Origin of the sequence: Acidovorax radicis N35 (assembly GCF_000204195.1) — a bacterium.
Classification (GTDB): Bacteria; Pseudomonadota; Gammaproteobacteria; order Burkholderiales; family Burkholderiaceae_C; genus Acidovorax; species Acidovorax radicis.
Map to the genome: position 1 here is coordinate 60403 of NZ_AFBG01000014.1, position 22127 is coordinate 82529.

At 65.3% G+C, this 22127-nt stretch carries 21 protein-coding genes; 6 read left to right on the forward strand and 15 right to left on the reverse strand.

Translation table 11 applies throughout. The features are described from left to right. Nucleotides 1-2: 2 nt before the first annotated feature. The gene (locus tag ARADN35_RS0103990) at nt 3-1067 is read right to left on the reverse strand and encodes a CDP-6-deoxy-delta-3,4-glucoseen reductase (RefSeq protein WP_010459263.1); all 1065 of its coding nucleotides are present in this window, start codon (nt 1065-1067) and stop codon (nt 3-5) included. Between the two features lie 49 nt (nt 1068-1116). Between ARADN35_RS0103990 and ARADN35_RS0103995 the strand changes: the two genes are divergently transcribed. After that, a complete protein-coding gene (locus ARADN35_RS0103995; RefSeq protein ID WP_010459265.1) occupies nt 1117-2067 on the forward strand; it encodes an SDR family oxidoreductase in 951 nt (316 codons plus the stop codon). Nucleotides 2068-2097: 30 nt separating this feature from the next. Here the strand turns inward: ARADN35_RS0103995 and ARADN35_RS0104000 are convergent, their stop codons facing one another. The 7 genes from ARADN35_RS0104000 to ARADN35_RS0104030 form a co-directional block, all read right to left on the reverse strand. Beyond that, nucleotides 2098-2835 carry a DUF4124 domain-containing protein gene (locus ARADN35_RS0104000; RefSeq protein WP_010459266.1) on the reverse strand — a complete coding sequence of 246 codons (738 nt, stop codon included), beginning with the start codon at nt 2833-2835 and terminating at the stop codon, nt 2098-2100. 69 nt (nt 2836-2904) lie between these two features. Further along, nucleotides 2905-3444 (reverse strand): hypothetical protein, encoded by a 540-nt coding sequence (locus tag ARADN35_RS25845; RefSeq protein WP_029413205.1) that lies wholly within the window; start codon nt 3442-3444, stop codon nt 2905-2907. 332 nt (nt 3445-3776) lie between these two features. After that, nucleotides 3777-4736, reverse strand: coding sequence for a chemotaxis protein (locus tag ARADN35_RS0104010; RefSeq protein WP_010459269.1), 960 nt, complete (start codon nt 4734-4736; stop codon nt 3777-3779). A 162-nt stretch (nt 4737-4898) separates the two neighbouring features. Beyond that, the gene (locus ARADN35_RS0104015; protein WP_010459271.1) at nt 4899-5204 is read right to left on the reverse strand and encodes an antibiotic biosynthesis monooxygenase family protein; all 306 of its coding nucleotides are present in this window, start codon (nt 5202-5204) and stop codon (nt 4899-4901) included. A 111-nt stretch (nt 5205-5315) separates the two neighbouring features. Continuing rightward, nucleotides 5316-6179: a LysR family transcriptional regulator gene (locus ARADN35_RS25850; RefSeq protein WP_010459273.1), complete on the reverse strand. Its 864-nt coding sequence runs from the start codon at nt 6177-6179 to the stop codon at nt 5316-5318. Nucleotides 6180-6205: 26 nt separating this feature from the next. Further along, a complete protein-coding gene (locus ARADN35_RS0104025; protein WP_010459275.1) occupies nt 6206-6610 on the reverse strand; it encodes a nuclear transport factor 2-like protein in 405 nt (134 codons plus the stop codon). Nucleotides 6611-6800: 190 nt separating this feature from the next. Further along, nucleotides 6801-7703 (reverse strand): LysR family transcriptional regulator, encoded by a 903-nt coding sequence (locus ARADN35_RS0104030; protein ID WP_010459277.1) that lies wholly within the window; start codon nt 7701-7703, stop codon nt 6801-6803. Between the two features lie 120 nt (nt 7704-7823). Here ARADN35_RS0104030 and ARADN35_RS0104035 point away from each other — a divergent pair, with 120 nt between their 5' ends. Continuing rightward, entirely contained in the window at nt 7824-8465 is a 642-nt protein-coding gene (locus ARADN35_RS0104035; protein ID WP_010459279.1) for an NAD(P)-dependent oxidoreductase, read from the forward strand. A 123-nt stretch (nt 8466-8588) separates the two neighbouring features. On the opposite strand, the gene ARADN35_RS0104040 is transcribed toward ARADN35_RS0104035, so the two are convergent. The 5 genes from ARADN35_RS0104040 to ARADN35_RS0104060 form a co-directional block, all read right to left on the reverse strand. Next, nucleotides 8589-9869 carry a TRAP transporter large permease subunit gene (locus ARADN35_RS0104040; protein WP_010459281.1) on the reverse strand — a complete coding sequence of 427 codons (1281 nt, stop codon included), beginning with the start codon at nt 9867-9869 and terminating at the stop codon, nt 8589-8591. 21 nt (nt 9870-9890) lie between these two features. Beyond that, nucleotides 9891-10448, reverse strand: coding sequence for a TRAP transporter small permease (locus ARADN35_RS0104045; RefSeq protein WP_010459282.1), 558 nt, complete (start codon nt 10446-10448; stop codon nt 9891-9893). Nucleotides 10449-10551: 103 nt separating this feature from the next. Beyond that, on the reverse strand, nt 10552-11763 hold the full coding sequence (locus ARADN35_RS0104050; protein WP_010459285.1) for a fumarylacetoacetate hydrolase family protein: 1212 nt from the start codon (nt 11761-11763) through the stop codon (nt 10552-10554). Nucleotides 11764-11843: 80 nt separating this feature from the next. Further along, nucleotides 11844-13625, reverse strand: a complete 1782-nt coding sequence (locus ARADN35_RS0104055; RefSeq protein ID WP_010459286.1) for an IlvD/Edd family dehydratase — start codon at nt 13623-13625, stop codon at nt 11844-11846. Between the two features lie 90 nt (nt 13626-13715). Further along, nucleotides 13716-14723 (reverse strand): TRAP transporter substrate-binding protein, encoded by a 1008-nt coding sequence (locus tag ARADN35_RS0104060; RefSeq protein ID WP_010459288.1) that lies wholly within the window; start codon nt 14721-14723, stop codon nt 13716-13718. Nucleotides 14724-14881: 158 nt separating this feature from the next. Here ARADN35_RS0104060 and ARADN35_RS0104070 point away from each other — a divergent pair, with 158 nt between their 5' ends. From ARADN35_RS0104070 to ARADN35_RS0104085, 4 genes are all read left to right on the forward strand, one after another. Then, on the forward strand, nt 14882-15850 hold the full coding sequence (locus ARADN35_RS0104070; RefSeq protein ID WP_035197426.1) for a LysR family transcriptional regulator: 969 nt from the start codon (nt 14882-14884) through the stop codon (nt 15848-15850). Between the two features lie 154 nt (nt 15851-16004). Then, complete coding sequence (locus tag ARADN35_RS0104075) at nt 16005-16493, forward strand: hypothetical protein (protein ID WP_010459293.1); 489 nt, start codon at nt 16005-16007, stop codon at nt 16491-16493. Nucleotides 16494-17428: 935 nt separating this feature from the next. Further along, nucleotides 17429-17962 carry a 6,7-dimethyl-8-ribityllumazine synthase gene (locus ARADN35_RS0104080; protein WP_010459295.1) on the forward strand — a complete coding sequence of 178 codons (534 nt, stop codon included), beginning with the start codon at nt 17429-17431 and terminating at the stop codon, nt 17960-17962. 59 nt (nt 17963-18021) lie between these two features. Then, the gene (locus tag ARADN35_RS0104085; protein WP_035197443.1) at nt 18022-18561 is read left to right on the forward strand and encodes an NADPH-dependent FMN reductase; all 540 of its coding nucleotides are present in this window, start codon (nt 18022-18024) and stop codon (nt 18559-18561) included. A 180-nt stretch (nt 18562-18741) separates the two neighbouring features. Here the strand turns inward: ARADN35_RS0104085 and ARADN35_RS0104090 are convergent, their stop codons facing one another. Beyond that, complete coding sequence (locus tag ARADN35_RS0104090; RefSeq protein WP_010459299.1) at nt 18742-20319, reverse strand: methyl-accepting chemotaxis protein; 1578 nt, start codon at nt 20317-20319, stop codon at nt 18742-18744. Between the two features lie 407 nt (nt 20320-20726). Next, on the reverse strand, nt 20727-22001 hold the full coding sequence (locus ARADN35_RS0104095; protein WP_010459301.1) for a CaiB/BaiF CoA transferase family protein: 1275 nt from the start codon (nt 21999-22001) through the stop codon (nt 20727-20729). Nucleotides 22002-22127: the final 126 nt, after the last annotated feature.

Sequence of the window (22127 nt, forward strand, 5' to 3'; positions counted from 1 at the left end):
GGTCAACCGCCGTGCTTGTCTGCCTCGGAGGTGAAGGAATCCGCATAGAACTCTTCCTCTGGCAGGCCGCGCTGCGTGCTGTAGGCCGCGCGCGCGGAATCGACCACGATGGGGGCGCCGCAGGCATACACCTGGTGCCCCGAGAGGTCGGCCACATCGTCCATCACCGCCTGGTGCACAAAGCCGGTGCGGCCTGTCCAGCCGTCTTCGGGCAAGGCGTCGGACACCACGGGCACGTAGGTGAGGTGGGGCATGTCGGCCGCACGGGCCAGCACCCAGTCGTGCAGGTACAGATCACCCGGGCGGCGGCCACCCCAATACAGCGTGGTGGGGCGGGTGATGCCCTTGAACTGCATGTGCTCGATCAGCCCCTTGATGGGCGCAAAGCCCGTGCCCGAGGCCAGCAGCACGATGGGTTTGTTGGAATCCTCGCGCAGGAAAAAGCTGCCGAAGGGGCCTTCCACCCGCAGAATTTCCTTTTCCTTCATGGCGCCAAACACATGGTCGGTGAACTTGCCCCCTGGCATGTGGCGGATGTGCAGCTCCACGCCCGGCGCCTCGGCCTGTGTGTGGGGTGCGTTGGCCATCGAGTACGCGCGGCGGGCGCCGTCGCGCAGGATGAATTCGATGTACTGGCCCGCGTGGTAGCGGAAGGTGTCGGCGGCGGGCAGCTGCAGGCGCACCTGCATCACGTCGTGCGATTTTTTTTCCAGCGCGGATACGCGCACCGGCATCTTCTTGATCGGGTAGGCGCTTTCGTCGGTGACCTGGCGTGATTCGAGCACCACGTCGGTCAGTGGCTGCGCGCAGCAGGTCAGCACCAGGCCTGTGGCCTCTTCGTCGGCTGTCAGTGCCTTGGACTGGTGTTCGCCGTGGTGCACGGCGCCGCTGAGCTTCTTGCACTTGCACGAGCCACAGGCGCCGTCCTTGCAGCCATAGGGCAGGCCCACGCCGCTGCGGATGGCGGCGGACAGGATGGCCTCGCCCGCATTGGCACTGAAAGCGCGGCCGCTGGGCTGCACGGTGATCTGGAACGCTGCAGTCGGGGCAGCCTCGGCGCTGGTCATGTTGTGGGTATCCTTGGAATCGTCTCAAGCTAAGCAAACGGAACCGATTTTGCCCTCAAACCAAAACCCCCTTGGCGCCTTGCCAGCGCGCTTTCGCCGCGAACGCCTGTTGATCGTAGGGTGCGGTGATGTGGGTCAACGTGTGGCGCGCGACCTGAACACCGGTCCTGGCGCCGGGCGCTTGCAGGTGCTGGCACTTACGTCCAGTCCCACCCGGGTGCTGGGGCTGCGCAAGCTGGGAGTTCGGCCACTGGTGGGCAACCTGGACGATGCCGCCACAGTGCGGCGGTTGTCTGGCGTGGCCACCCGGGTGTTGCATCTCGCCCCCCCGCCGGGCGAAGGGGCTGGAGGAAGTGCCTGGTGGCTGGACCCGCGCACAGTGGTGCTGACCCGCATGCTGCGGCAACGCAGCCTGCCGGTGTCCTTGGTCTATGCCTCGACCAGCGGGGTCTATGGCGACTGTCAGGGTGCCTTGGTGCCCGAGACCCGGGCCGTAGCCCCTGGCACTCCGCGGGCGCAGCGCCGGGTGAACGCTGAAGGCGCTGTGCGCCACCTGGGCCGTGCCGGTGTGCGGGCCAGCGTGCTGCGCATCCCGGGCATCTACGCGCCGGACCGCGAAGGTGGTACGCCCGAGGCCCGCCTGCGCCGGGGCACACCGGTGCTCGTGCCCGAGGACGACGTGTATACCAACCACATCCATGCCGATGACCTGGCGCGGGCTTGCATGGCCGCCTTGTGGAAAGGGCGGCCACAGCGTACTTACAACGTGAGCGATTCCACCCACATGAAGATGGGCGACTACTTTGACCTGGCCGCCGACCTGTATGGCCTGCCGCGACCCCCGCGTGTGCCGCGCAGCGCTGCCCAGGAGCAACTGTCGCTGATGCTGCTGAGCTTCATGAGCGAGTCACGCCGACTCGACAATCAGCGCATTTTGAAGGAGCTGGGTGTGCGGCTGTGCTACCCCAGCGTGGCCGAGGGGTTGCGAGGGGGCCTGTGAGGTAAGGCCCTTTGCGGGTGGCCTGCTGGATCAGCAGGGTGCTTGGCCGCCGTTCGAGCGGCAGACCCCGCCGGGCCCAGGAAACCGCCCCGGGCCTGCGCGGGGATAGGTGTTGCCCAGGTTGTCGGTGCAGCGAAAGTCGCCACACTGCGTGAGCCGTGGCGGGGGTTGCGGGGTACCTGCCTGGGGAAACGGGTCGGGGTAGAGGGGGCGGTGCCTGGAGGGCGGAACCACCACGACACGCGGCTGGTTGGCACGGGCCTTTTCGACTTCGGCATAGCCCTGGGGGCCCAGGCAGTCCAGGTCCACCTGCCGCTGGGCTGCTTCCAGCCGCAGTTCCTGTTCATGGGTCGAGCGCGACAGGCCTGCCGCCACCATATCGAAATTGCGGCGCGAGCGCGCACATTCCGGGGAGCGGGCGTAGTCCTGGGGCTGGGGGGCGGTTGCAGCGGCCTGTGCGGCGCGTGCCCGATCCCGCTCGGCGTTACGGCGCGCCTCGGTCTCTGCGGCGGTGGCCTCAGCCTGCAGCCGCTGCTGCTTGCGCTCCAGCGCCTCTGCGGCAAGCTCGCGATCCAGCTGGATTTCTTCGGGTGTTTTGCGCGCTTCCACCTCGCGTGCCGCAGAGCCGCCGGCGCAGGCGCCATCGGTATAGGTCACCTTGCCGGTGCGGGCATCTGTGCAGCGCACCACCTGTGCGTGGGCCACTGCGCCCCACCAGGCAGCGCACACACACAGGAATGGAACGAGATGGCGGGTCGGGATGCGCATGGTCTGCAGCCAAGAGGGGCTAAAAAAGGTGGAAGCAGGCTCGGCCCTCTCACCCTTTGCCAGGGTTGGTCAGGGTTTGTCGGGGTTATTGGACTGCTGGCGGGAGCGCCAGTCTTGGGGGTGCGGCGTGTAGCTGCCTGGTGCCATGCGGCCGGGCTGGGCTTCGCGGTTGCGGCGGTCGTCGGCGGCACGGCGGTCGCGTTCAGCCTGATCGCGCAGGGCCTGGTCACGGTCGCGCTGGCGGCGGTCGGCCTCGCGGGCCTGCTGGTCGCGGCGGTCGCGCTCGCGTTCCCGGGCCTGCCGGTCGCGCTCGGCACGTTCCCGTTCGCGTTCCCGCTCTCTCCAGTCACCGCGGTTGCGGTCGCGCTCCCAGCGGTCATCCCGGTCGCGTCCGCCGTAGTAAATGACGGGAGGGGGTGCGGAATAAGCGGGGTAAACCGGCTGTGGGCTGGAATACACCGGGGGGGCGTTGCTGTGGATGTAGCCTGGCTGCTCGTAGACCCGGTACGGCGCTGGCTCGTAATACGGGTCACCCGGCACCGTGGCGCAGCCGGTTACCGCGGCGCCCAGAACCGCGACAGAAATAAGGCGGGCGAGTGTGTATGTCATGCTGGTCAGACCCTGGCAAGGCGTGGCCGTTCCACCCTGCTCGTAAAGCCCCCGAAAAGCACCCCGGCGGGGTGTTACAAGTTTCGAAGGCTTGCGCATTAAAGCCGCTCCCAATGTAGCGCGTGGGCCTGCGGTTTGGTTGACCTGCATGCCGATGCGCAGGGTAGGACGGCGCCTATTGTCCAGCCCGCTGGTGCGGGAGGCACGGGTGAGAAGTATCAAAAATGATAGCTATCGATTGTTATGCGCAAAGCAATAGCGGCCAATTTCTATTCAATTTCTCACCGCGGCCAGACGCGGCACCCAATTCAGGCGAGCTTCCTCAATGGTCTTTACTTGGGCAACACCCGGCGGATGGTCTCTGCCAGATCTTCGGCCACAAACTTGGCAACGTAACCGTCGGCCCCGACGCTGCGCACATGGTCTTCATTGGCCGAGCCCGACAGCGAAGAGTGGATGACCACGGGCAGTCCATGAAAGCGCGAGTCCTGCTTGATATTGCGTGTCAGGGTAAACCCGTCCATCTCTGGCATTTCCAGGTCGGTCAGCACCATGGCGACACGGTCCAGCACACTCTTGCCTTCGGCCTCGGCGCTCTTGGCAATGGCATTGAGGCGGTCCCAGGCTTCCTTGCCCGATTTCACCATTTCATAGGGGGCCTTGAGCACTTTGAGTTCTTGCTCGATGAGCGAGCGCGCCACAAACGAGTCGTCTGCCGCCAGGATGATGGTGCCCGGCTTGAGCACCAGCTTGGCTCCGACTTTTTCTTCGGTGACTTCATGACCGTCCGAGGGCGACACCATCTGCAGGATGGCTTCCACGTCCAGCACCTGGGCCAGGCGGGATTCGTCGGTATTGCCGTCCAGGCGGGCAATGCTGGTGACCAGCTTGCCAGCGGCGCCGCTGGTTTCGGCCGAGAGCACCTGCTTCCAGTCCAGGCGCACGATGTCTTCCACCGATTCCACCGCAAACGCCTGCGTGGTGCGCGCGTACTCGGTCACCAGCATTATGTTCAGGCCAGTCTGGGGCTTGCAGCCCACGATGGCGGGCAGGTCCAGCACCGGGATCACCTGGCCGCGCAGGTTGACCACGCCCAGCGAGTACTGCGTCGTGCCTGCAATCGGCGTGATGCTGGGCATGGCCACGATCTCGCGGATCTTGAACACGTTGATGCCAAACAGCTCGGACTTGCCCAGCGCACTGTCGGTGCCCAGGCGAAACAGCAGCAGCTCGAACTTGTTGGTGCTGGTGAGGTTGGTCCGCTCGTCGATGTCCTGCTGCACTGCTTTCATGATGGGTCCTTCGCGCAGAAAAGAAGAAGATACGCGCGTTTACAAATTCTAGGATCAGAACGGCATGCGCAGTGGGCTAAATGTTCAGGCAATACCCGAATAGTGCACCGCAGCATCGTGGCGTGGCAGCGCCGTCACAGGTCGGGTGGCGCGGGGGGCGGTTCAGGCCACGGGTGGCAGGGCCACTGGCTCAAAGTGCACCACCGAGGGGAACGGGTCGTAGAAGTGGTGCAGCAGCTTTTTCCATTCCTGGTATTGCGCCGACTGGCGAAAACCGATCTCGTGGTCTTCGAGCGTGGCCCAGCGCACCAGCAGCACGTAGTCCTGCGGGCGTTCCAGGCAGAGGCCCAGCTCGTGCGAGAGATAGCCAGGCATGGAGGCAATGATCCGTTGCGCCTGGGTAAAGGCCTGCTCGAAGGCGGCGTTCTGGCCGGGGCGAATGGTGAGGTGGGCGATTTCGAGAACCATGGCGGTCAGTGGCGCGCTGCGCAGGATGGAGGTGCCCCCTTTTTACTGCATGGACCAGCTGAAAGGACCGTGTGCAACAACCCGCTCGCTTCCCGCAAGCACAGGGTGGGCTCAGGCAACGCTGCTCTGGGGGATCGCGGATGCCTTCAAGCTGTCGGCCAGGCGGCCCAGCAGTGCAAGCATGGGTGCATCCGATGCATCGCACGCCAGACCCAGGTGGCGCGAGAACGCCAGGGGCCCATCCAGCGGCCGCGTGACCGAGCGGCGTGCATGCGCCGCATGGGACTGAGGCACCACCGCCACGCCCAGGCCGCTGTCCACCATGTGCAGCAGAAGCTCTTCGCGCGCGGCGCTGGCCTGCACCTCCAGGGCAATGCCGCGCTCGGCCAGCAGGCGGATGAACGACTGGTGCAGCGGGCAGTAGGGCCACTCGAGAAGCGGCACACCCTGCAGGTCAGCCATGCCGAATTTTTTCTTGAAACGCAATGGATGCTGTTCGGGCAAGAGCATCACATAGGGCTCGCGCCACAAAGACACGAAGGTGTCGCCAGGCGGCTTGCAATGCTCCGCCACCAGGCGCAGCCGCGCCTCTTGCGCACTGGCAGTGAGCCGGACCAGCGTGTTGGGCAGGAGGTCGGCAATCTGCGCAAACAGCGGCGCGGCCGGGCCCACCATCAAATCGTCCTGCAGGAACACGCCCAGCGTTTCGCGTGGCGCGTCGCGAAAATCGCGCACCATGGCGCTGGATTGCGCCAGCAGGCTGCAGGCGCGCGGATACAGCCGGTGGGCGGCGGGGGTGGGCGCCAGGCCCTGGCGGCTGCGCTCGAACAGCACGGTGTCGAGCGCATCCTCCAGCCCCTTGATGGCCATGCTGATCGACGGCTGTGCCACAAAGCACCGGCGCGCCGCCGTGGTCACGGAACGTTCTTCGTAGGCCGCCACAAAGTAGCCGAGGGCGCGCAGGTCAAACAGCATGCAGGTTTCAGGGGCCGAGGCGGCAGTCAGGTCGGGGTGATGGTGGTGACGGTTTCGCGGAAGTAGTCGAGCTGGCCGTTTTGGGAGTGGCTCACGATCCAGGTCAGCGATTCCACTTCGCGCTGTTGTACCGCATAAAAGAAACGCTGGTGGAATTGTGTGATCACCCAGTCGTTGCCCAGGGGCTGGCTGTGGGTATGCACGATTTTTGTGCCACGCGGAAAAATCTCGGTGCCCAGGCGCTGCACCACGGCCAGCAGGTCGGCCTTGTTGCGGGCGACTTGCCAGCTGGTGTCTGCGTCATCGCGGTAGTGGTCGATGCGGAAATCCATGTCATCGGCAACGCTGCCCAGCAGCGTGGGCACGTCGCCTTTTTCAAAGGCGGCCAGCACGCGGTCGATGGGGAAGTTTGTGGTGGGGTTGGTCGTCATGTGTGCGCTCCAGTCGGGGGGGGTAAAGGCTCAGAAGCAGGTTCTGGGAGGCGACTGTAGGCAGCAGGCGCGGCCCGCACAACGATGGAATTTGTGGGCTGAAACGATAAAAAAATGATGGATAAAAAGTGAATGCAGTCTTGCTGCGGGAGAAAGCGCCTAAGGCAGCTGCTTCGGGGCTGCTCCCATCTCATTCCGTGACGCCAGGCACCTGGCCCAGATAGCGGTGCAGCGCCGCGATGGCCTGGCGCACCTTGGCGGGCTGGGCATCGCGCTGGGGTGTCACCGCCCAGATGTCCAGCGTGCCAAACGACCAGTCGGGCAGCAGCCGCACCAGCCGCCCGGCCTGCAGCGCATCGTGCGAATCCATGCTGCCCACCAGGGCCAGGCCCAGCCCGGCCTCGCACATCTGCTGGATCGAAAGCTGGTTGTTGCTGGCAATGCGGGGCTCCACCCGCAAGGCCCGGGGATCGCCCGTGGGGCTGCGCAGATCGATCAGCAGGCCGCCGTTCTCGCGCGCAAAGCCCAGCCAGCTGTGCGACAGCAGCGCGTCCGGGTGCTGCGGCATGCCGTGGGCAGCCACCCAGCCGGGCGACGCGCACAGAAACCACTGCATGCCACCCAGGCGCCGCGCCGCCCAGGTGGAATCGGCCAGACGTCCATAGCGCACGGCCAGGTCGATGCGCGCATTGATGAGGTCGATGGTGGAGTCGTCCACCAGCAGCCGCAGGCGCAGCGCCGGGTGGGCCGCCAGCAGCTCCCCCAGCGCCGGCGCGATGTGCCGGGCAAAGCCCACCGTGGCCGACAGGCGCAGCTCGCCGCTGGGCGCATCGCGTGACGCTGCCAGTTCTGCGCGTGCCTGGTCGGCTGCGGCACACATGGCCGCACAGCGGGCGTGGTAGCGCTGGCCCGCCTCGGTGAGCGCCAGCTTGCGCGTGGAGCGGTGCAGCAGGGTGACGCCGCCGTCGCTTTCGAGCTTGCGCACCTGCTGGCTCACGGCCGAGGTGCTCATGCCCAAAGCGCGGGCTGCACCGCTCATCGAGCCGTGCTGCATCACGGCGGCAAATACCGCCATGCGTTTGAGGTCTTCCATGGGTGAAAAAACGTGATTGTGAAGTTGAGCTTCAAAGAGAAGGCAGTTTTAGCCATCTACCGCCCGCTTTGACAAGATCCTATTCTCACTGCATCGCAACTTTGAAACCAAGGACACCGTATGAACATCGCCCTGATTGGCGCCTCTGGCTTTGTCGGCTCTGCCGTGCTGAATGAACTGCTGCAACGCGGCCACCGCGTGACCGTACTGGCCCGCAGCCCCGCCAAGCTCGCCGCCCGTGAAGGCCTCACGGTGGTCGCGGCCGACGCACAAGACGCCGCCCAGGTCGCCAAGGCCGCTGCGGGCCACGATGCCGTGGTGAGCGCCTACAACCCGGGCTGGGAGAACCCCAACATCCACGACGAATTCCTGAAGGGCACCCGCGCCATCATCGACGGCACCAAGGCGGCTGGCGTGCGCCGCTTCCTCATGGTGGGCGGCGCCGGCAGCCTGTTTGTGGCGCCTGGCCTGCAATTGGTGGACACGCCCCAGTTCCCCGCCGAATGGAAGCAGGGCGCCCTGGCCGCCCGCGAAACGCTGAACTGGATCCGTACCGAAAACACGCTGGACTGGACCTTCCTGTCGCCCCCCATCCTGCTGCAGCCCGGTGAACGCACCGGCCAGTACCGCCTGGGTGACGAGGCACCGCTGATGAACGGCGACCAGCCCGGCAGCATCAGCGTGGCCGACCTGGCCGTGGCCATTGCCGACGAACTGGAAACGCCCCGCCATGTGCAGAAGCGGTTCACGGTGGCGAGCTGAAACGCCAACGGATGGGAAACAGGCGGGAGTCAGGCGCCGACAGGGCATAAGACTCCTTTTTTGATAGCTGCTAGCGCTTTATCAATAAGCGCTAGCGGCCTATTTGGCCTTAAAAATGGTGTGCTAGCCAATAAACCACCGCATCGGCACCAGCACGATGGACGGGAACAACACCATCAGGAACATCATGGCGAACTGCGCGCCCATGAAGGGGAGCACCCCCCGGGTGACCTCGTCCATGCGCATCTTGCCCACCCCCGCCACCACGTTCAGCACCGTGCCGACCGGCGGCGTGATCAGGCCGATGGCGTTGTTCATGATGAACAGCACACCGAAGTACACCGGGTCGATGCCTGCGGCTTTGACCACTGGCATCAGCATGGGAGCCATGATCAGGATGGTGGGGGTCATGTCCATGGCGGTGCCCACGGCCATCACCAGCAGCATGATGGCGATCATCAGCAGCGTGGGGTTGTCCATGAAGGGGCGCAGCAGATCCACGAGCTGGCGGGGGATGTCGGCCACGGTGATCAGCCAGGCGCTGACCATGGCCGCAGCCACCAGGAACATGATCACGGCCGTTGTTTTGGCGGCGCTCACGAACACGGCGGTGAGCTGGCGCCAGTGCAGCTCACGGTAGACCAGCGTGGCCACGAGCAGCGCATACACCGCTGCCACGGCTGCCGCCTCGGTGGGAGTGAACACGCCCATCTTCAGGCCCACGATCACGATGACCGGCAGAAACAGCGCCCAGGTGGATTCCTTGAGGGCCTGCAGTTTGTCTGCGGTAGTCGCCTTGGGGGGTGGGGTGATGTTTTCGCGCTGTGACACCCAGTACCACGCGATGGCGATGGCCACGCCCATCAGCAGCCCCGGCACGATGCCGGCCAGAAAGAGCTTGCTGATCGACACATTGGCGGCCACGCCAAACACCACAAACCCGATGGACGGCGGGATGACGGGCGCGATGATGCCCGCCGACGCAATCAGCCCTCCGGCACGGGCCTTGTCGTGCCCTGCCTTCACCATCATCGGCAGCAGCAGGGCGGCCAGAGCCGCAGTGTCAGCCACGGCAGATCCGGACAGTGCGGCCAGCATGCACGCCGCCAGGATGGCGACAAAACCCAGCCCGCCGCGCTTGTGCCCCACCAGCGTCAGGGCCAGCTTCACGATGCGCTGGGACAGGCCGCCCACGTTCATGATCTCGCCCGCCAGCATGAAAAACGGCACCGCCAGCAGCGGAAACGAGTCTGCGCCGTTGATGACGTTCTGCGCCAGGATCTGGGCGTCAAACAGGTCCAGGTGCCACATGAGCGCTGCGCCAGACACCAGCAGCGCGTAGGCAATGGGCACACCAATGGCCATGGCGGCCAGCAGGGAGCCGAGGAAGATGAAAATGGTCATGGGATGTTGCTCCGGGGCGATTCACTTCGGGCCGCTGGTGCGGTCCAGATGCAGGTGCGGGATGGCTGCCACCTCTTCGGATTCGGTGACCTGCACCAGCTGGTCGTCCGGCACCTGGCCAGACAACAGGCGCCACAGGTGCATCAACAGCAACAGCCCCGACGCCACCGCAAACACCACCCCGGATGCATAGAAGATGGCCACCGATGCGCCGGTGACGGGTGCCTCCACATCCCAATTGATGCGGGCCTGTGCAAGGGCGCCGCTGAACAGCAGCCAGGTGCAAAACAGCATCAGCCCATAACTGGCCGCCAGGCAGATGCGCTTGCCGATGGGGGGCAACCGGGTCAGCAGGATGTCGGTGCCCAGGTGGCCGTGCTCCTTGACCGCCACGATGGCCCCCAGGAAGGTGATCCATACAAAAAGCCACCGCGAGAGCTCCTCGCTGACGGAAATGCCGGAGTTGAAAACGTAGCGCAGCACCACGTTGCCAAACACCAGCAGCACCATCACCGCAAGGGCCAAGGCGATCAGCAGATTGATCCACCGGCAGCACCGGTCGATAAAGGCGTTCAGCATGGTTGTGTCTCCGTCATGGCAAGGCCATTTGATTTTTGGTGAGGGGAGTCGAGCTGTGGGCCCGGCGCACGCGGCGCTGCGGGTCAACGACGGCCTGTGCGGGCTAAAGCGCTGCGCGCAGCAGGCCGCGCTGCGCCAGGTTGCCGATGAAGGCGCGCAAACCAAATTGCCAGGGCGCGGCGGTTTCGCTGTGGGTCACGCGGTTGTGCAGGCCGCCCAGCCAGGCGCTATGGATGGTGACCACATCACCGAGCTTGTGGGTGAAGCCGCTGCCCGGCTGGTCGCGGTCTTCAATGGGCGCAAACAGCGTGCCCAGGAACAGCATGAACCCGTCGGGGTACTGGTGTGCGGCCAGCGTTTGCGCCACCAGGTCCGTCGGGTCGCGGCTGATGCTGGCCATGGTGTTGATGCCGCGCAGCTCAAAGCCGTCCACCCCCGCCACCCGCAGGTGCACGGTTTCGTTGCGCACCTGGTCCATGCCGAAGCCAGCGTCGAACAGGCGGATGAAGGGGCCCAGCGCACACGATGCGTTGTTGTCCTTGGCCTTGCCCAGCAGCAGCGCGCTGCGGCCCTCGATGTCGCGCAGGTTCACGTCGTTGCCCAACGTGGCGCCGACGATGTCGCCCCGGCTGTTGATCGCCAGCACCACCTCGGGCTCTGGGTTGTTCCAGGCCGAATCGGCGCGGATGCCGATGTCATCGCCGCAGCCCACGGACGCCAGCACTGGCGCCTTGGTGAACACCTCGGCGTCGGGGCCAATGCCCACTTCCAGGTACTGGGACCACAGCCCTTTTTCCTGCAGCAGCGCCTTCAGGGCCATGGCCTCGGGCGATCCGGGGCGCATGTCGGCCAGGTTCTCGCCGATCAGCCCGATCACCTGGCTGCGCAGCCCCTGCGCGCGGGTCGCGTCGCCCCGCGCTTGTTCTTCGATCACGCGTTCGATCAGGCTGGCTGCAAACGTGACGCCTGCCGCCTTGACAACCTGCAGGTCGCAAGGGGCGAGCAGCCAGGGCAACGTGGGCTGGCGTTGGCCCGGCAGGCTGTTCTGGATCAGTTCATCCACACCGCAAATGCGCCGCCCGGGCGTGTTGTGCGCAGCCTGTGCGGGCAACTCCGTGTCAAGCAGCGTGCTCATGGTCGGGTAGCTGTCGCTCAGGTCAAAAACGCCTTCGGGCCGCAGCGCCACCACGGCCGGGCCGGGGATGGCGCCGTGGGTCCACACACGGCCCACCAGCGTGCCTTGCAGGCCGTCGTCCGGTAAAACCTGGGCATGCGTGTCCGCACCGGCCGCGCGGGCCGTTGTCATGTTGTTCATTTGAAATCCTTCAAAGGTTCATTGCGCGGACCGCACACGTTGTGCGGTGCTGTGCGGTGCGGCAGGCGTTGTCGCCAGCTTCAGTGGTTGTGGCGCGGGGTTTTTTCGGAGATGCGCCGAAAGGTCAGCGCAAAGTCCAGCGTGGCGCCATCGACCAGCTGGCCTGTCTTTTCGCGGTACAGCGCTTCCCACGGTGACTGGCTGGCAGGCACGGGCGGCGCGGGCAGCTCGCGTTGGCGGCGTTCGATCTCATCCGCCGCCACCAGCGCGTCGCAGCGGCCTGTGTTCAGGTCGATGCGGATCGTGTCGCCGCTCAGGAGCCAGCTCAACCCCCCGCCCACCGCGCTTTCGGGCGACGCGTTGAGGATGGAGGGGCTGTCTGCCGTGCCCGACTGGCGCCCGTCGCCCAGGGTGGGCAGTGTGTTGATGCCACGCCGGATCAGCGCGTCGGGCGGCTGCATGTTGACCACCTCCGCAGAGCCCGGCCAGCCGATGGGCCCCGCACCGCGCATCACCAAAATGCAGCCCTCGTCGATGTTCAGCGCCGGGTCGTTGATGCGTGCGTGGTAGTCGTCAGCGCCTTCAAACACCACGGCACGGGCTTCAAAGATGCCTTCGTGCCCGGGGCGGCTGAGGTAGCTTGCGCGAAACGCTTCGGAGATCACCGAGGTCTTCATGATGCCGAAGTCAAACAGGTTGCCGCTGAGTACCAGGAAGCCCGCCTTCTCCATCAGTGGCGCGCTGAAGGGGCGTATCACCTCGCGGTCGCGCGTTTCGCGGCCTTGCAGGTTGTCGCCGATGGTCTTGCCCGTCACGCTGGCGCAATCGCTGTGCAGGCGGCCCGCCTGCTGCAGCTCCCACATCAGGGAGGGTACGCCCCCCGCGCGGAAGAACCGTTCGCCCAGGAACTTGCCTGCGGGCTGCATGTTCAGCAGCAGGGGCAGGTTGTAGGCATGTTCGGTCCAGTCCTTGGCCTCCAGCACCACGCCCGCATGGCGCGCCATGGCCATGATGTGCACCTGCGCGTTGCTGGAACCCCCGGCCACGCTGACCACCGACAGCGCATTCAAAAAGCTCTCTCGCGTCAGGATGCGCGAAGGGCGCAGGTCTTCATACGCCATCTCGACAATGCGGCGCCCGGTCTCGTAGGCCATCTGGCCACGCTCGCGGTAGGGCGCCGGAATGGCGGCGCAGCCAGGCAGCGACAGGCCCAGCGCCTCGGCCACGGCGTTCATGGTCGAGGCAGTGCCCATGGTGTTGCAGTGGCCCGCCGAGGGTGCGCTACTGCAGGCGCGCTGCAGAAACTCTTCTTCATTAATCTCGCCCGCTGCCAGCTGGCGGCGGCTGCGCCAGATCACGGTGCCCGAACCCACCAGTTCGCCGTCGTGCCAACCGTCCAGCATGGGCCCGCCCGAGAGCACGATGGCCGGGATGTCCACGGTGGACGCGGCCATGATGCCAGCCGGTGTGGTCTTGTCGCAGCCCGTGGTCAGCACCACCGCGTCGATGGGGTAGCCGTACAGGATCTCGACCAGGCCCAGGTAGGCCAGGTTGCGGTCCAGCGCCGCAGTGGGGCGGCGGCAGTTCTCAAAGATTGGATGGACCGGAAACTCCATCGGAATGCCCCCCGCATCGCGGATGCCATCGCGCACGCGGCGCGCCAGGTCCAGATGAATGCGGTTGCAGGGCGACAGGTCGCTGCCCGTCTGCGCGATGCCAATGATGGGCCGGCCCGAGCGCAGCTCTTCGGGCGTGAGCCCGTAGTTCATGAACCGTTCCAGATACAGCGCGGTCATGTCCGAGCGCGCGGGGTCGGCAAACCAGTCGCGGGAGCGAAAGGGGCGTCGGGGTGTCTTTTGCATGGGGTTGTCAGAAGAACGCTGTGAAAGAAGGGAAAACCGCCGCTGCCAGCGCGCAGCATTTGGCGGCGCGCCGACGGGGCCGGGCTTTGCTTACTTGCCGCCGCGCGCCTTGGCCAGTTCGCCCATCAGTTCGCTGGTGGTTGCTTCACCAAATTCCTTGCCGTACTTTGTCAGCACCGGCTGCAGCTTGGTGCGCAGCTTGGCCTGTTCGGCAGCAGGCAGCTCGGTGATCTGCATGCCCGCCTTCTTCAGCTCGCCCAATGCGGTTTCGCTGAAAGCGCGGATGGTCTTGCGCTCAAACAACGTGGCTTCGCGCGCGGCTTCCTGCACGATCTTCTGCTCCTCGGCTGACAAGCCATCCCAGGCCTTTTTGGACATCAGCAGCACCCAGGCGCTGTACATGTGGCGCGACAACACCAGGTGCTTTTGCACTTCGTAGAACTTGCTGGCCAGGATGGTGGCCGGTGGGTTCTCCTGCCCATCCACCGCAGCTTGTTCCATGGCCGTGTACAGCTCAGTGAATGGCATGGGTGTGGCGTTGGCGCCCAGGGCGTTGAAGGTGTCCAAAAACAAGGGGCTCTGGATCACGCGCAGCTTGAGGCCCGCCAGATCGTCGGCCTTGTTGATGGGGCGGCGCGAATTGGTCACGTGGCGAAAGCCGTTCTCCCAGAACCCCAGGCCGATGAGTCCCTTCTCGGGCAGCATGGCCAGCAGCTTCTGGCCAAAGGGGCCATCCAGCACCGCGTCGGCTTCCTGCTCGTTGTTGAAGGTGAGCGGCAGATTGAGCACGCCAAACGGCTTGATCAACGACATCAGCGTGGACGAATCTGGCACCGTCATCTCCAGCGTGCCGCCGCGCAGGGCCGACGTCATGCTCACGTCGTTGCCCAGGGAGCCGCTGGCAAACAGCTTGGCGTTCATCTTGCCGCCGCTCTTGGCCTGGAGCCTTTCGGCAAAGTGCTTGACCGCCTGCGCTTGAGGGTGGTCGTCGCTCAGGCCGATGCCAACCTTGAACGTGTGTTCCTTGACTTGTGCAGACACCGGGGCGGCCAGAGCGGCCAGCACCGTGGCGACCACGGCGAGGGTTTTGAATTGCATGCTTTTGTCTCCGTTTTGGAATGGCTGGGGTCTCGATGGCCGAGGTCATCGGCGCCCTGCAGTCCTTTTGCAGGACCGTCATCGACGCAGGCCACAGGTTAGGTAGCGCGCGTGCCGGGGTCCACTGAATCTTTTGCTACGATCCATTCCAAACGCTTATGAGTCCAGACGCATTTCCGGGTAAACCCTTGTCTTTGGCGCAGGCCTGTGCGCGGCTGCGGTTTCGGCATTTGCAGTTTCTGGACATCCTGGGACGCACCCGCAACCTGCGCCTGACGGCCGAGCAGATGCACGTCACGCAGCCTGCGGCCACCAAGATCCTGATGGACATTGAAGAAATCCTGGAGGCGCGTTTGTTCGACCGTCTGTCGCGTGGCATGCGGCCCAACGAACTGGGGCTTTTCACGCTGCGCTATGCCAGTGCCGCGCTGGATGGCCAGCGCCAATTCGTGGATGAGTTCAATGCCCTCAAACAAGGCGGCCATGGCCACCTGACGATTGGCGCCATCACGGGCTCGGCGGCCCATCTGCTGGTGGCGTCGGTGGTCGAGATCCAGCGCCTGCGGCCCTTGCTGGTGCTCAAGATCCTGGAGCAAAGCAGCGACCAGCTGATCCAATGGCTGGCCGAGCGCAAGATCGATCTGATGATCGGGCGCTTTACCGACGAGGCCCAGCGCAGCCAGTTCCATTACGAGCGCCTGTCGGCCGAGCCGCTGGCCGTGGTGGGCGGACTGCACCACCCCCTGCGCGGAGGGGCGGACCTGGCCCTGACCGAGCTGGCCCACTGGCCGTGGATTCTGTACCCCGCCTCTACCGCCGTGCGCAAGGTGTCGGACGACCTGTTTGGCGGCGCAGGCCTGGCGCTCACGGCGGGGGTGGTGGAGACGCCGTCCTTTTTGTTTGCGCTGGAGCTGATGAACACCACCAACATGATGTCGCTGCAGCCCGCCGCCCTGGTTGAGAAATACGTGAACAAAGGACTGCTGTCACGTATCCCCGTGGACCTGCCAGACCGCATGCCCAGCTATGGCCTCATCACGCGGCTGGGGGAGCCGCCGACACCCGCCGCGCAGGCCTTCATCGATGTGCTGCGCGAGACGGCGGGCGCTGGCTTTGACGAGCCGTGATGGCCGATGGTCGTCCCACTTTGGCAATAACCAAAAGTTATCGAAAACGACGGCTTTTGGGGCTTGTCCACCCCGTTGGGACGGTTTGCATCCCCGTCCTTCCTCACCACGCCGTTATGCTCTGCGCCCTTTGACCGAACCTGCCTGCTGCCCCATGACCGACTCTGCCGACGACACCCCCACCCCCATCCAGGAACCCCGCTTGTGGAGCGACGAGCGCTGGATGGCGCGGGTCATCAAGAACGAGGATGACGATGGCTGGGCTGTGTCCATGACGCTGCATGGCGAGTCTGAGCCTGCGCTGGTGGGCCCCTGGACCATGGGGCGTGACAAGAAGAACCCGAAGCCCCTGGATGTGTCGGCCTTCAACACGCTGGTCAAAACCGCCAGCGAGGTGCTGCGCCGCCACGAGCAGCAGCTGCACGCGCAGCTCAACAAGAACGTGAGCATCACCACGGCCGAGGGCCAGCGCCTGCGCGTGGCCCTCGCCATCGTGCCGGACGAAGAAGGCGCCACCGCCACGCTGAGTGCCATGGACGACCTGGGGGAGGAGCTGGCACGTGTGCCCGTGCCCCCCACGTTCAAGCTCACCACCCACAGCGCCACGGCCTGGGCCCAGGGCGGGTTCGAAAAGCCGCGCTGAATGAACCCCGGGTGGCTGCAAAAACGGCACTGCCGGTGTTGCCAATCGCATGGGTGACCGGAGACCACAGGGTAAGCCCCTGGGAGCCTGTCGGACTTGGAAATCGTCGGCTGCAAATTGACCGCAGCGGTCCATTTTTTACCGTCTTCTTGCCCCATAGCCGGGCTATGGGGCTGCAAATCCGGCAAAAACTGTCCTCGCTGGGGTCAATTTTCGCGTTCGACGCTCCAAGTCCGACAGGCTCCTAGAATCCGTCCGTTGGCCCCGGAGTGTTTCCGGGGCCGATTGCGTTCTCAGGGCGGGGCGAAATTCCCCACCGGCGGTATCTGCGGGCTGAAAAAGCCTGCAGCAGCCCGCGAGCGCCTGCAGGGCAGTTGGAACCTGATCAATGTCTTTTTGGAGTCGCGCAAGAACCTTTTCGGGATGGGATGCTAGGCGCGGGGCGCAGTGGATAGCCCAGCTATCCACAAGCGCCGCAACACCGCAGACCGCCCGAAAAGGCTCTTGCCCGAAGGGTTGGGGTGAAATCGGGCGATTGGAAGCCTTGGTTGCTTGCATGGGCATGAGCCCATGCGGCGCATCCGAGGCTTCCACTCATCCCGATTGCACTCCAACGCGATCTCCAAAAAGACATTGATCAGGTTCTTAAGCCCCGCAGGGTCAGCAGATCTGGTGCGATGCCAGAGCCGACGGTCACAGTCCGGATGAAAGAGATCGCGAAGCCATGGGCCTCCCGCCGGGGTGGTTGCCTGTGTGCGTGTCGGGTGCGCGGTGCCGGGCTGTGCGGGGCTGTCTGATCGTGAGGTCGGGCGTGCCTGCAGGGCCAGGGGCTGTTCGCTGGGCCGCATGCGTGTGGGCAGCTGCCTTGCCATGCAAGGGGCTCTGTTCGCGCGCGCCCTGATTCTGGTAACCCTTTTCTTTGTTCGAGAAAATCCATGAATCAGTCCTTCCATTCCCACCATGCCGCTGCTGCCAACGCCGACCAAAGCGGCCGCACAGCGATTGCGCACCGCAGCGAACGGGTTGCGGTCATCTGCGCCAGCTGGCACCGGGACATCGTTGACCAGGCCCGTGATGCCGCCGTGGCCGAGTTCGCGCGCAGCGGGCTGCCTGCGGGGCAGATCGACCAGTTCGAGGTGCCCGGCGCGTTCGAGATTCCGCTGCTGGCCAAGCGGCTGGCGCAAAGCGGGCGCTACGACGCCATCGTTGCCTGCGCGCTCATTGTCAACGGCGGCATCTACCGCCACGAGTTTGTGACCACCGCCGTCATCGACGGTTTGATGCGCGTGCAGCTCGACACGGACGTGCCCGTGATGTCCGCCGTGCTCACGCCGCGCGATTTTCATGAGCACGAAGACCACCTCAAGTTCTTCCGCGAGCACTTTGTGAAGAAGGGCGCAGAAGTGGCGCGCGCCTGCCTGGACACCATGGCCCAGTTCAAGGCGCTGGAGCCCGCGCACGGGGATTGAGCGGCGCGCAACCGGTTGCCGCCACCGGCTTGGGCGTGCGGCTGGGCCAGAATGGCTCCATGAAAATTCTGGCCCTGTGCGGCAGCCTGCGCGCTGCCTCCATCAACGCTGCGTTGCTGCGCACGGCGGCACGTGTTGCTCCACCTGGCATGGAGGTCGCGTGGTGCGTGGCGGTGGGTGAGCTGCCGCTTTTCAACCCCGACCTGGAGGCACAACCGCCACCCGCCGCGCTGCGTCTGCAGGCCGATGTGGCGTGGGCCGATGCGCTGCTGATCGCGAGCCCCGAATACGCCCACGGTGTGACGGGGGTGATCAAGAATGCACTCGACTGGCTGGTGAGCCAGGAGGCCTTTGTGAACAAGCCGGTGGCGGTGTTCAATGCCTCGCCCCGCGCGCACCACGCCGATGATGCGCTGCGCGAAACACTGCGGACGATGTCTGCGCGCATCGTCGAGCCTGCGTGCCTGAGCCTTCCGTTGCTGGGCGCACACCTGGCAGAAAACGAGATGGCCACGCACCCACTGGTGGCGCCGGCATTGATCGAGGCGCTGCAGGCCTTGCAGCGAGCAGTGGAACCTGAACAGGCTTGGTTGCTATAAAAAATATAGCTTACAGCGCATGATAGACAAGCGTTAGAGGCCTTTTTATTGGATTTTCTTCTCTGCACAGGCCCATGCATGGGGCCCTGAGCGCGGAGACGCAGTACCGAGCGCCCGCAGGCGCCCATGGCCGTATCGGTGCCCCGGCGCCACAGGGCGCACCAGCCCTTGGCCAGCCTGTCAGGCGGCAGCCAGGCGGGGCACGTGCACGCCCGCCGCTGCGTGCTCGCCGGTTGACAGGCGGAACACCGACACCGCGTCCACCAGCTGCTGCGCCTGCCCCTTCAGGCTGTCGGCGGCCGCAGCGCTTTCTTCCACCAGGGCCGCATTCTGCTGGGTGGCCTGGTCCATCTGCATCACCGCCTCGCCCACTTGGGCCACGCCTGCACTCTGCTCGCTGCTGGCGGCGCTGATCTCGCCCACGATGTCCGTCACGCGGCGGATCGAGGCGACCACTTCGGTCATGGTGGCTCCGGCCTTGTCCACCAGCGCGGTGCCCAGTTCCACACGCTCCACACTGGCGTGTATCAGCGTCTTGATCTCCTTGGCCGCATCGGCGCTGCGTTGGGCCAGGCTGCGCACCTCGCTGGCCACCACGGCAAAGCCGCGCCCCTGTTCACCCGCCCGCGCGGCTTCGACGGCGGCGTTCAGCGCCAGGATGTTGGTCTGGAAAGCGATGCCGTCGATCACGCTGATGATGTCGGCGATCTTTTTGCTGCTGTCGTTGATGCCCTTCATGGTGGTCACCACCTCGGCCACCACATCGCCGCCCTGGACGGCCACGGTGGACGCGCTCACCGCCAGCTGGTTGGCCTGGCGCGCGTTTTCGGCGTTGGCCTGCACGGTGGAACTAAGCTCTTCCATCGATGCCGAGGTTTCCTCCAGCGCGCTGGCCTGCTGCTCGGTGCGGGCCGAGAGGTCGTTGTTGCCCAGCGCGATTTCGGTGCTGGCGGCGGCCACGCTGTGGGCGTTGTTGCGCACGTTGCTCACCACGCGCGACAGGCTGATCTGCATGTCGTGCAGGGCGTTGAGCAGCAGGGCAATCTCGTCCTTGCCCGCCACATGCCGCGCCACCGTCAGGTCGCCCCCGGCCACGGCCTGCGACACACGCACCGCGTTGTCCAGCGGGTTCACCACCGTGCGGCTGAAGGCAATGGCCCCGGCAATGCCCAGCGCGCACACCACCAGCATCACCACCAGGCTGATGGTGGTGGCGCGCTGTGCGGTGGCTGCTGCGCTTGCCGCCACTTCGCTGCTGGCCTTGGCGATCAGATCCCCAGCCTGGTCGATCAGCTGCGAAGGCTCGCGGTCCATGCCCGCCACGGCCTTGTCGCCCACCTGCGGGTCGTGGTCGGCGGCCTTGAAGGCTTCAAACCCCTTGCGGTAGGCCGCGCCCATGTTTTCATGGGCCTTGGCAAACTGCACCACACGCTCGCGGCCTTCACCCGGGGGCAGGGCGGCTGTCAGCTTCTGCGCATGGTCCTTGATGGACTTTTCCTGCTTTTCAAACGCAGCCCAGTAGCGCGTGAGCTGGGCCGGGTCCTTGCCGCGCAGCAGCACGTTTTTCCACTCCTGCACCTGCACCTTGAACTCGTTGAGCATGCTGGATGCCAATCGCTCATGTTCAAAGCTTTGGGCCACGGTGGTCTGGTAGGTGTCCAGCGCCTGGTTCAGGCGGCTGATGCCAAACAGCGCCGCTGCAAACAGCAAAAGCAGCGACACGGTAAAGGCCAGGGGGAGCTTGAGGCTGAGCTTCATGGGGAACTCCTGTTGGGTCCACAAATCACCGCAGTCGCGGGCAAGTTCCGGTGGGCCCTGGCCTTGCCCTGCCATGCTTGGTGGCAGTGGTTCGGCTGCGCCCCCCGTCTCGGTCAACCGGCGCGCGCGGTGTGTCGTGCCGGAGAGATTCCCACTGCCATTATGGAGAGGGATGTAAATTTTTGTACATGAATTTTTCACCCATGGCCGAGGGCGTGGCGGTGCGGTGTTTGCACGTGGTCGGTATCAAATTAATAGCAGCTACCGCTTGATGGATAAGCGCTGATGTCCAATTTGATGCCGAACTGATAAAAAAACGGCCTTGCCGAGTTGGGCAAGGCCGTTCCGCTGTTGGTGCACAGCGTGGGTGGATTCTGAGTGGGCCTGCGCCCGTGTTGGCCCGGTGGCTACAAAACCCCGTTGGCCCGCAGCGCCGCAATGCGCGCTGCATCCAGCCCCAGCTCGCCCAGCACCTCGTCGGTGTGCTGGCCCAGCGCGGGGGGGGCGTTGCGCAGCACGGGCGGGTTGGCCGACAGGCGCAGCGGGCTGGCCACGCCGGTGATCTGCTGCACGCCGTCCTGGGCGGTGTCCCCCTCCGCCCAGCGCGGCAGTGCCACGGCCAGGCCGCGTGCCTTCACCTGTGCATCGTCAAACGCCTGGGCGATGGTGTTGATCGGGCCGCAGGGCACGGCCTTGTCTTCCAGAAGCGTGATCCAGTCGGCGGTGGTGCGTGTGCGCGTCACGGCTTCCATGGCAGGGATCAGGTCGGTGCGGTGTTTGACGCGCAGCGTGTTGGTGGCATAGCGCGCATCGGTGGCCCACTGGGGCTGGCCTGCGGCGGCGCAAAAGCGCTGGAACTGCCCGTCGTTGCCGATGGCCAGCAGCATGGCGCCGTCCTGCGTGGGGAAGTCCTGGTACGGCGCCAGGCTTGGGTGGCTGTTGCCCTGGCGTGTGGGCGCGGTGCCCGTGGCCAAAAAGCCGGCGGCCTGGTTGGCCAGGATGGCCATGCCCACGTCGAGCAGCGACATGTCGATGTGTTGGCCCAGGCCAGTGCCGCTGGTGGCGTTGTCGCGCACGTTCAGCGCGGCCACGATGGCGGTGCTGGCGTACACGCCGGTGAACAGGTCGGTCAGCGCCACGCCCACGCGCAGCGGGCCGCCGCCGGGCTCGCCATCGGCCCGGCCGGTGATGCTCATCATCCCGGTCATGGCCTGGATCATCAGGTCATAACCGGCGCGTTCGGCGTAGGGGCCGTCTTGCCCGAAGCCGGTGACGGAGCAGTAGATGAGGCGCGGGTTGAGCGCGCGCAGGCTCTCGTGGTCCAGCCCGTATTGCTGAAGGCCGCCCACCTTGAAGTTCTCCACCAGGATGTCGGCCTGCTGGGCCATCTGGCGGATGAGCTGTTGCCCCTCCGCCGTGGCCATGTCGATGGTCACCGAGCGCTTGTTGCGGTTGCAGGCCGTGAAATAGCTGGCCTGCGTGGTGTCGTTGCCCTCCGCGTCCTTCAAGAAGGGTGGCCCCCAGTGGCGCGTGTCATCGCCTGCGCCGGGGCGCTCCACCTTCACGACATCCGCGCCCAGGTCGGCCAGGATCTGCGTGCACCAGGGGCCGGCGAGCACGCGGGAGAGGTCGAGGACCTTGATGCCAACGAGGGCGCCTGGGGAGGAGGGGGATGTGGTCATGGGGCTGAATACTATGAAATTGATAGCTGTTAGCGCTTGTCTATCAAGCGCTAGATGCCTAAAACACTTGAAATGTGCTTATGAAAGCCCCGTTTTAACTCCCTCTCCCCTCGCGGGAGAGGGTTG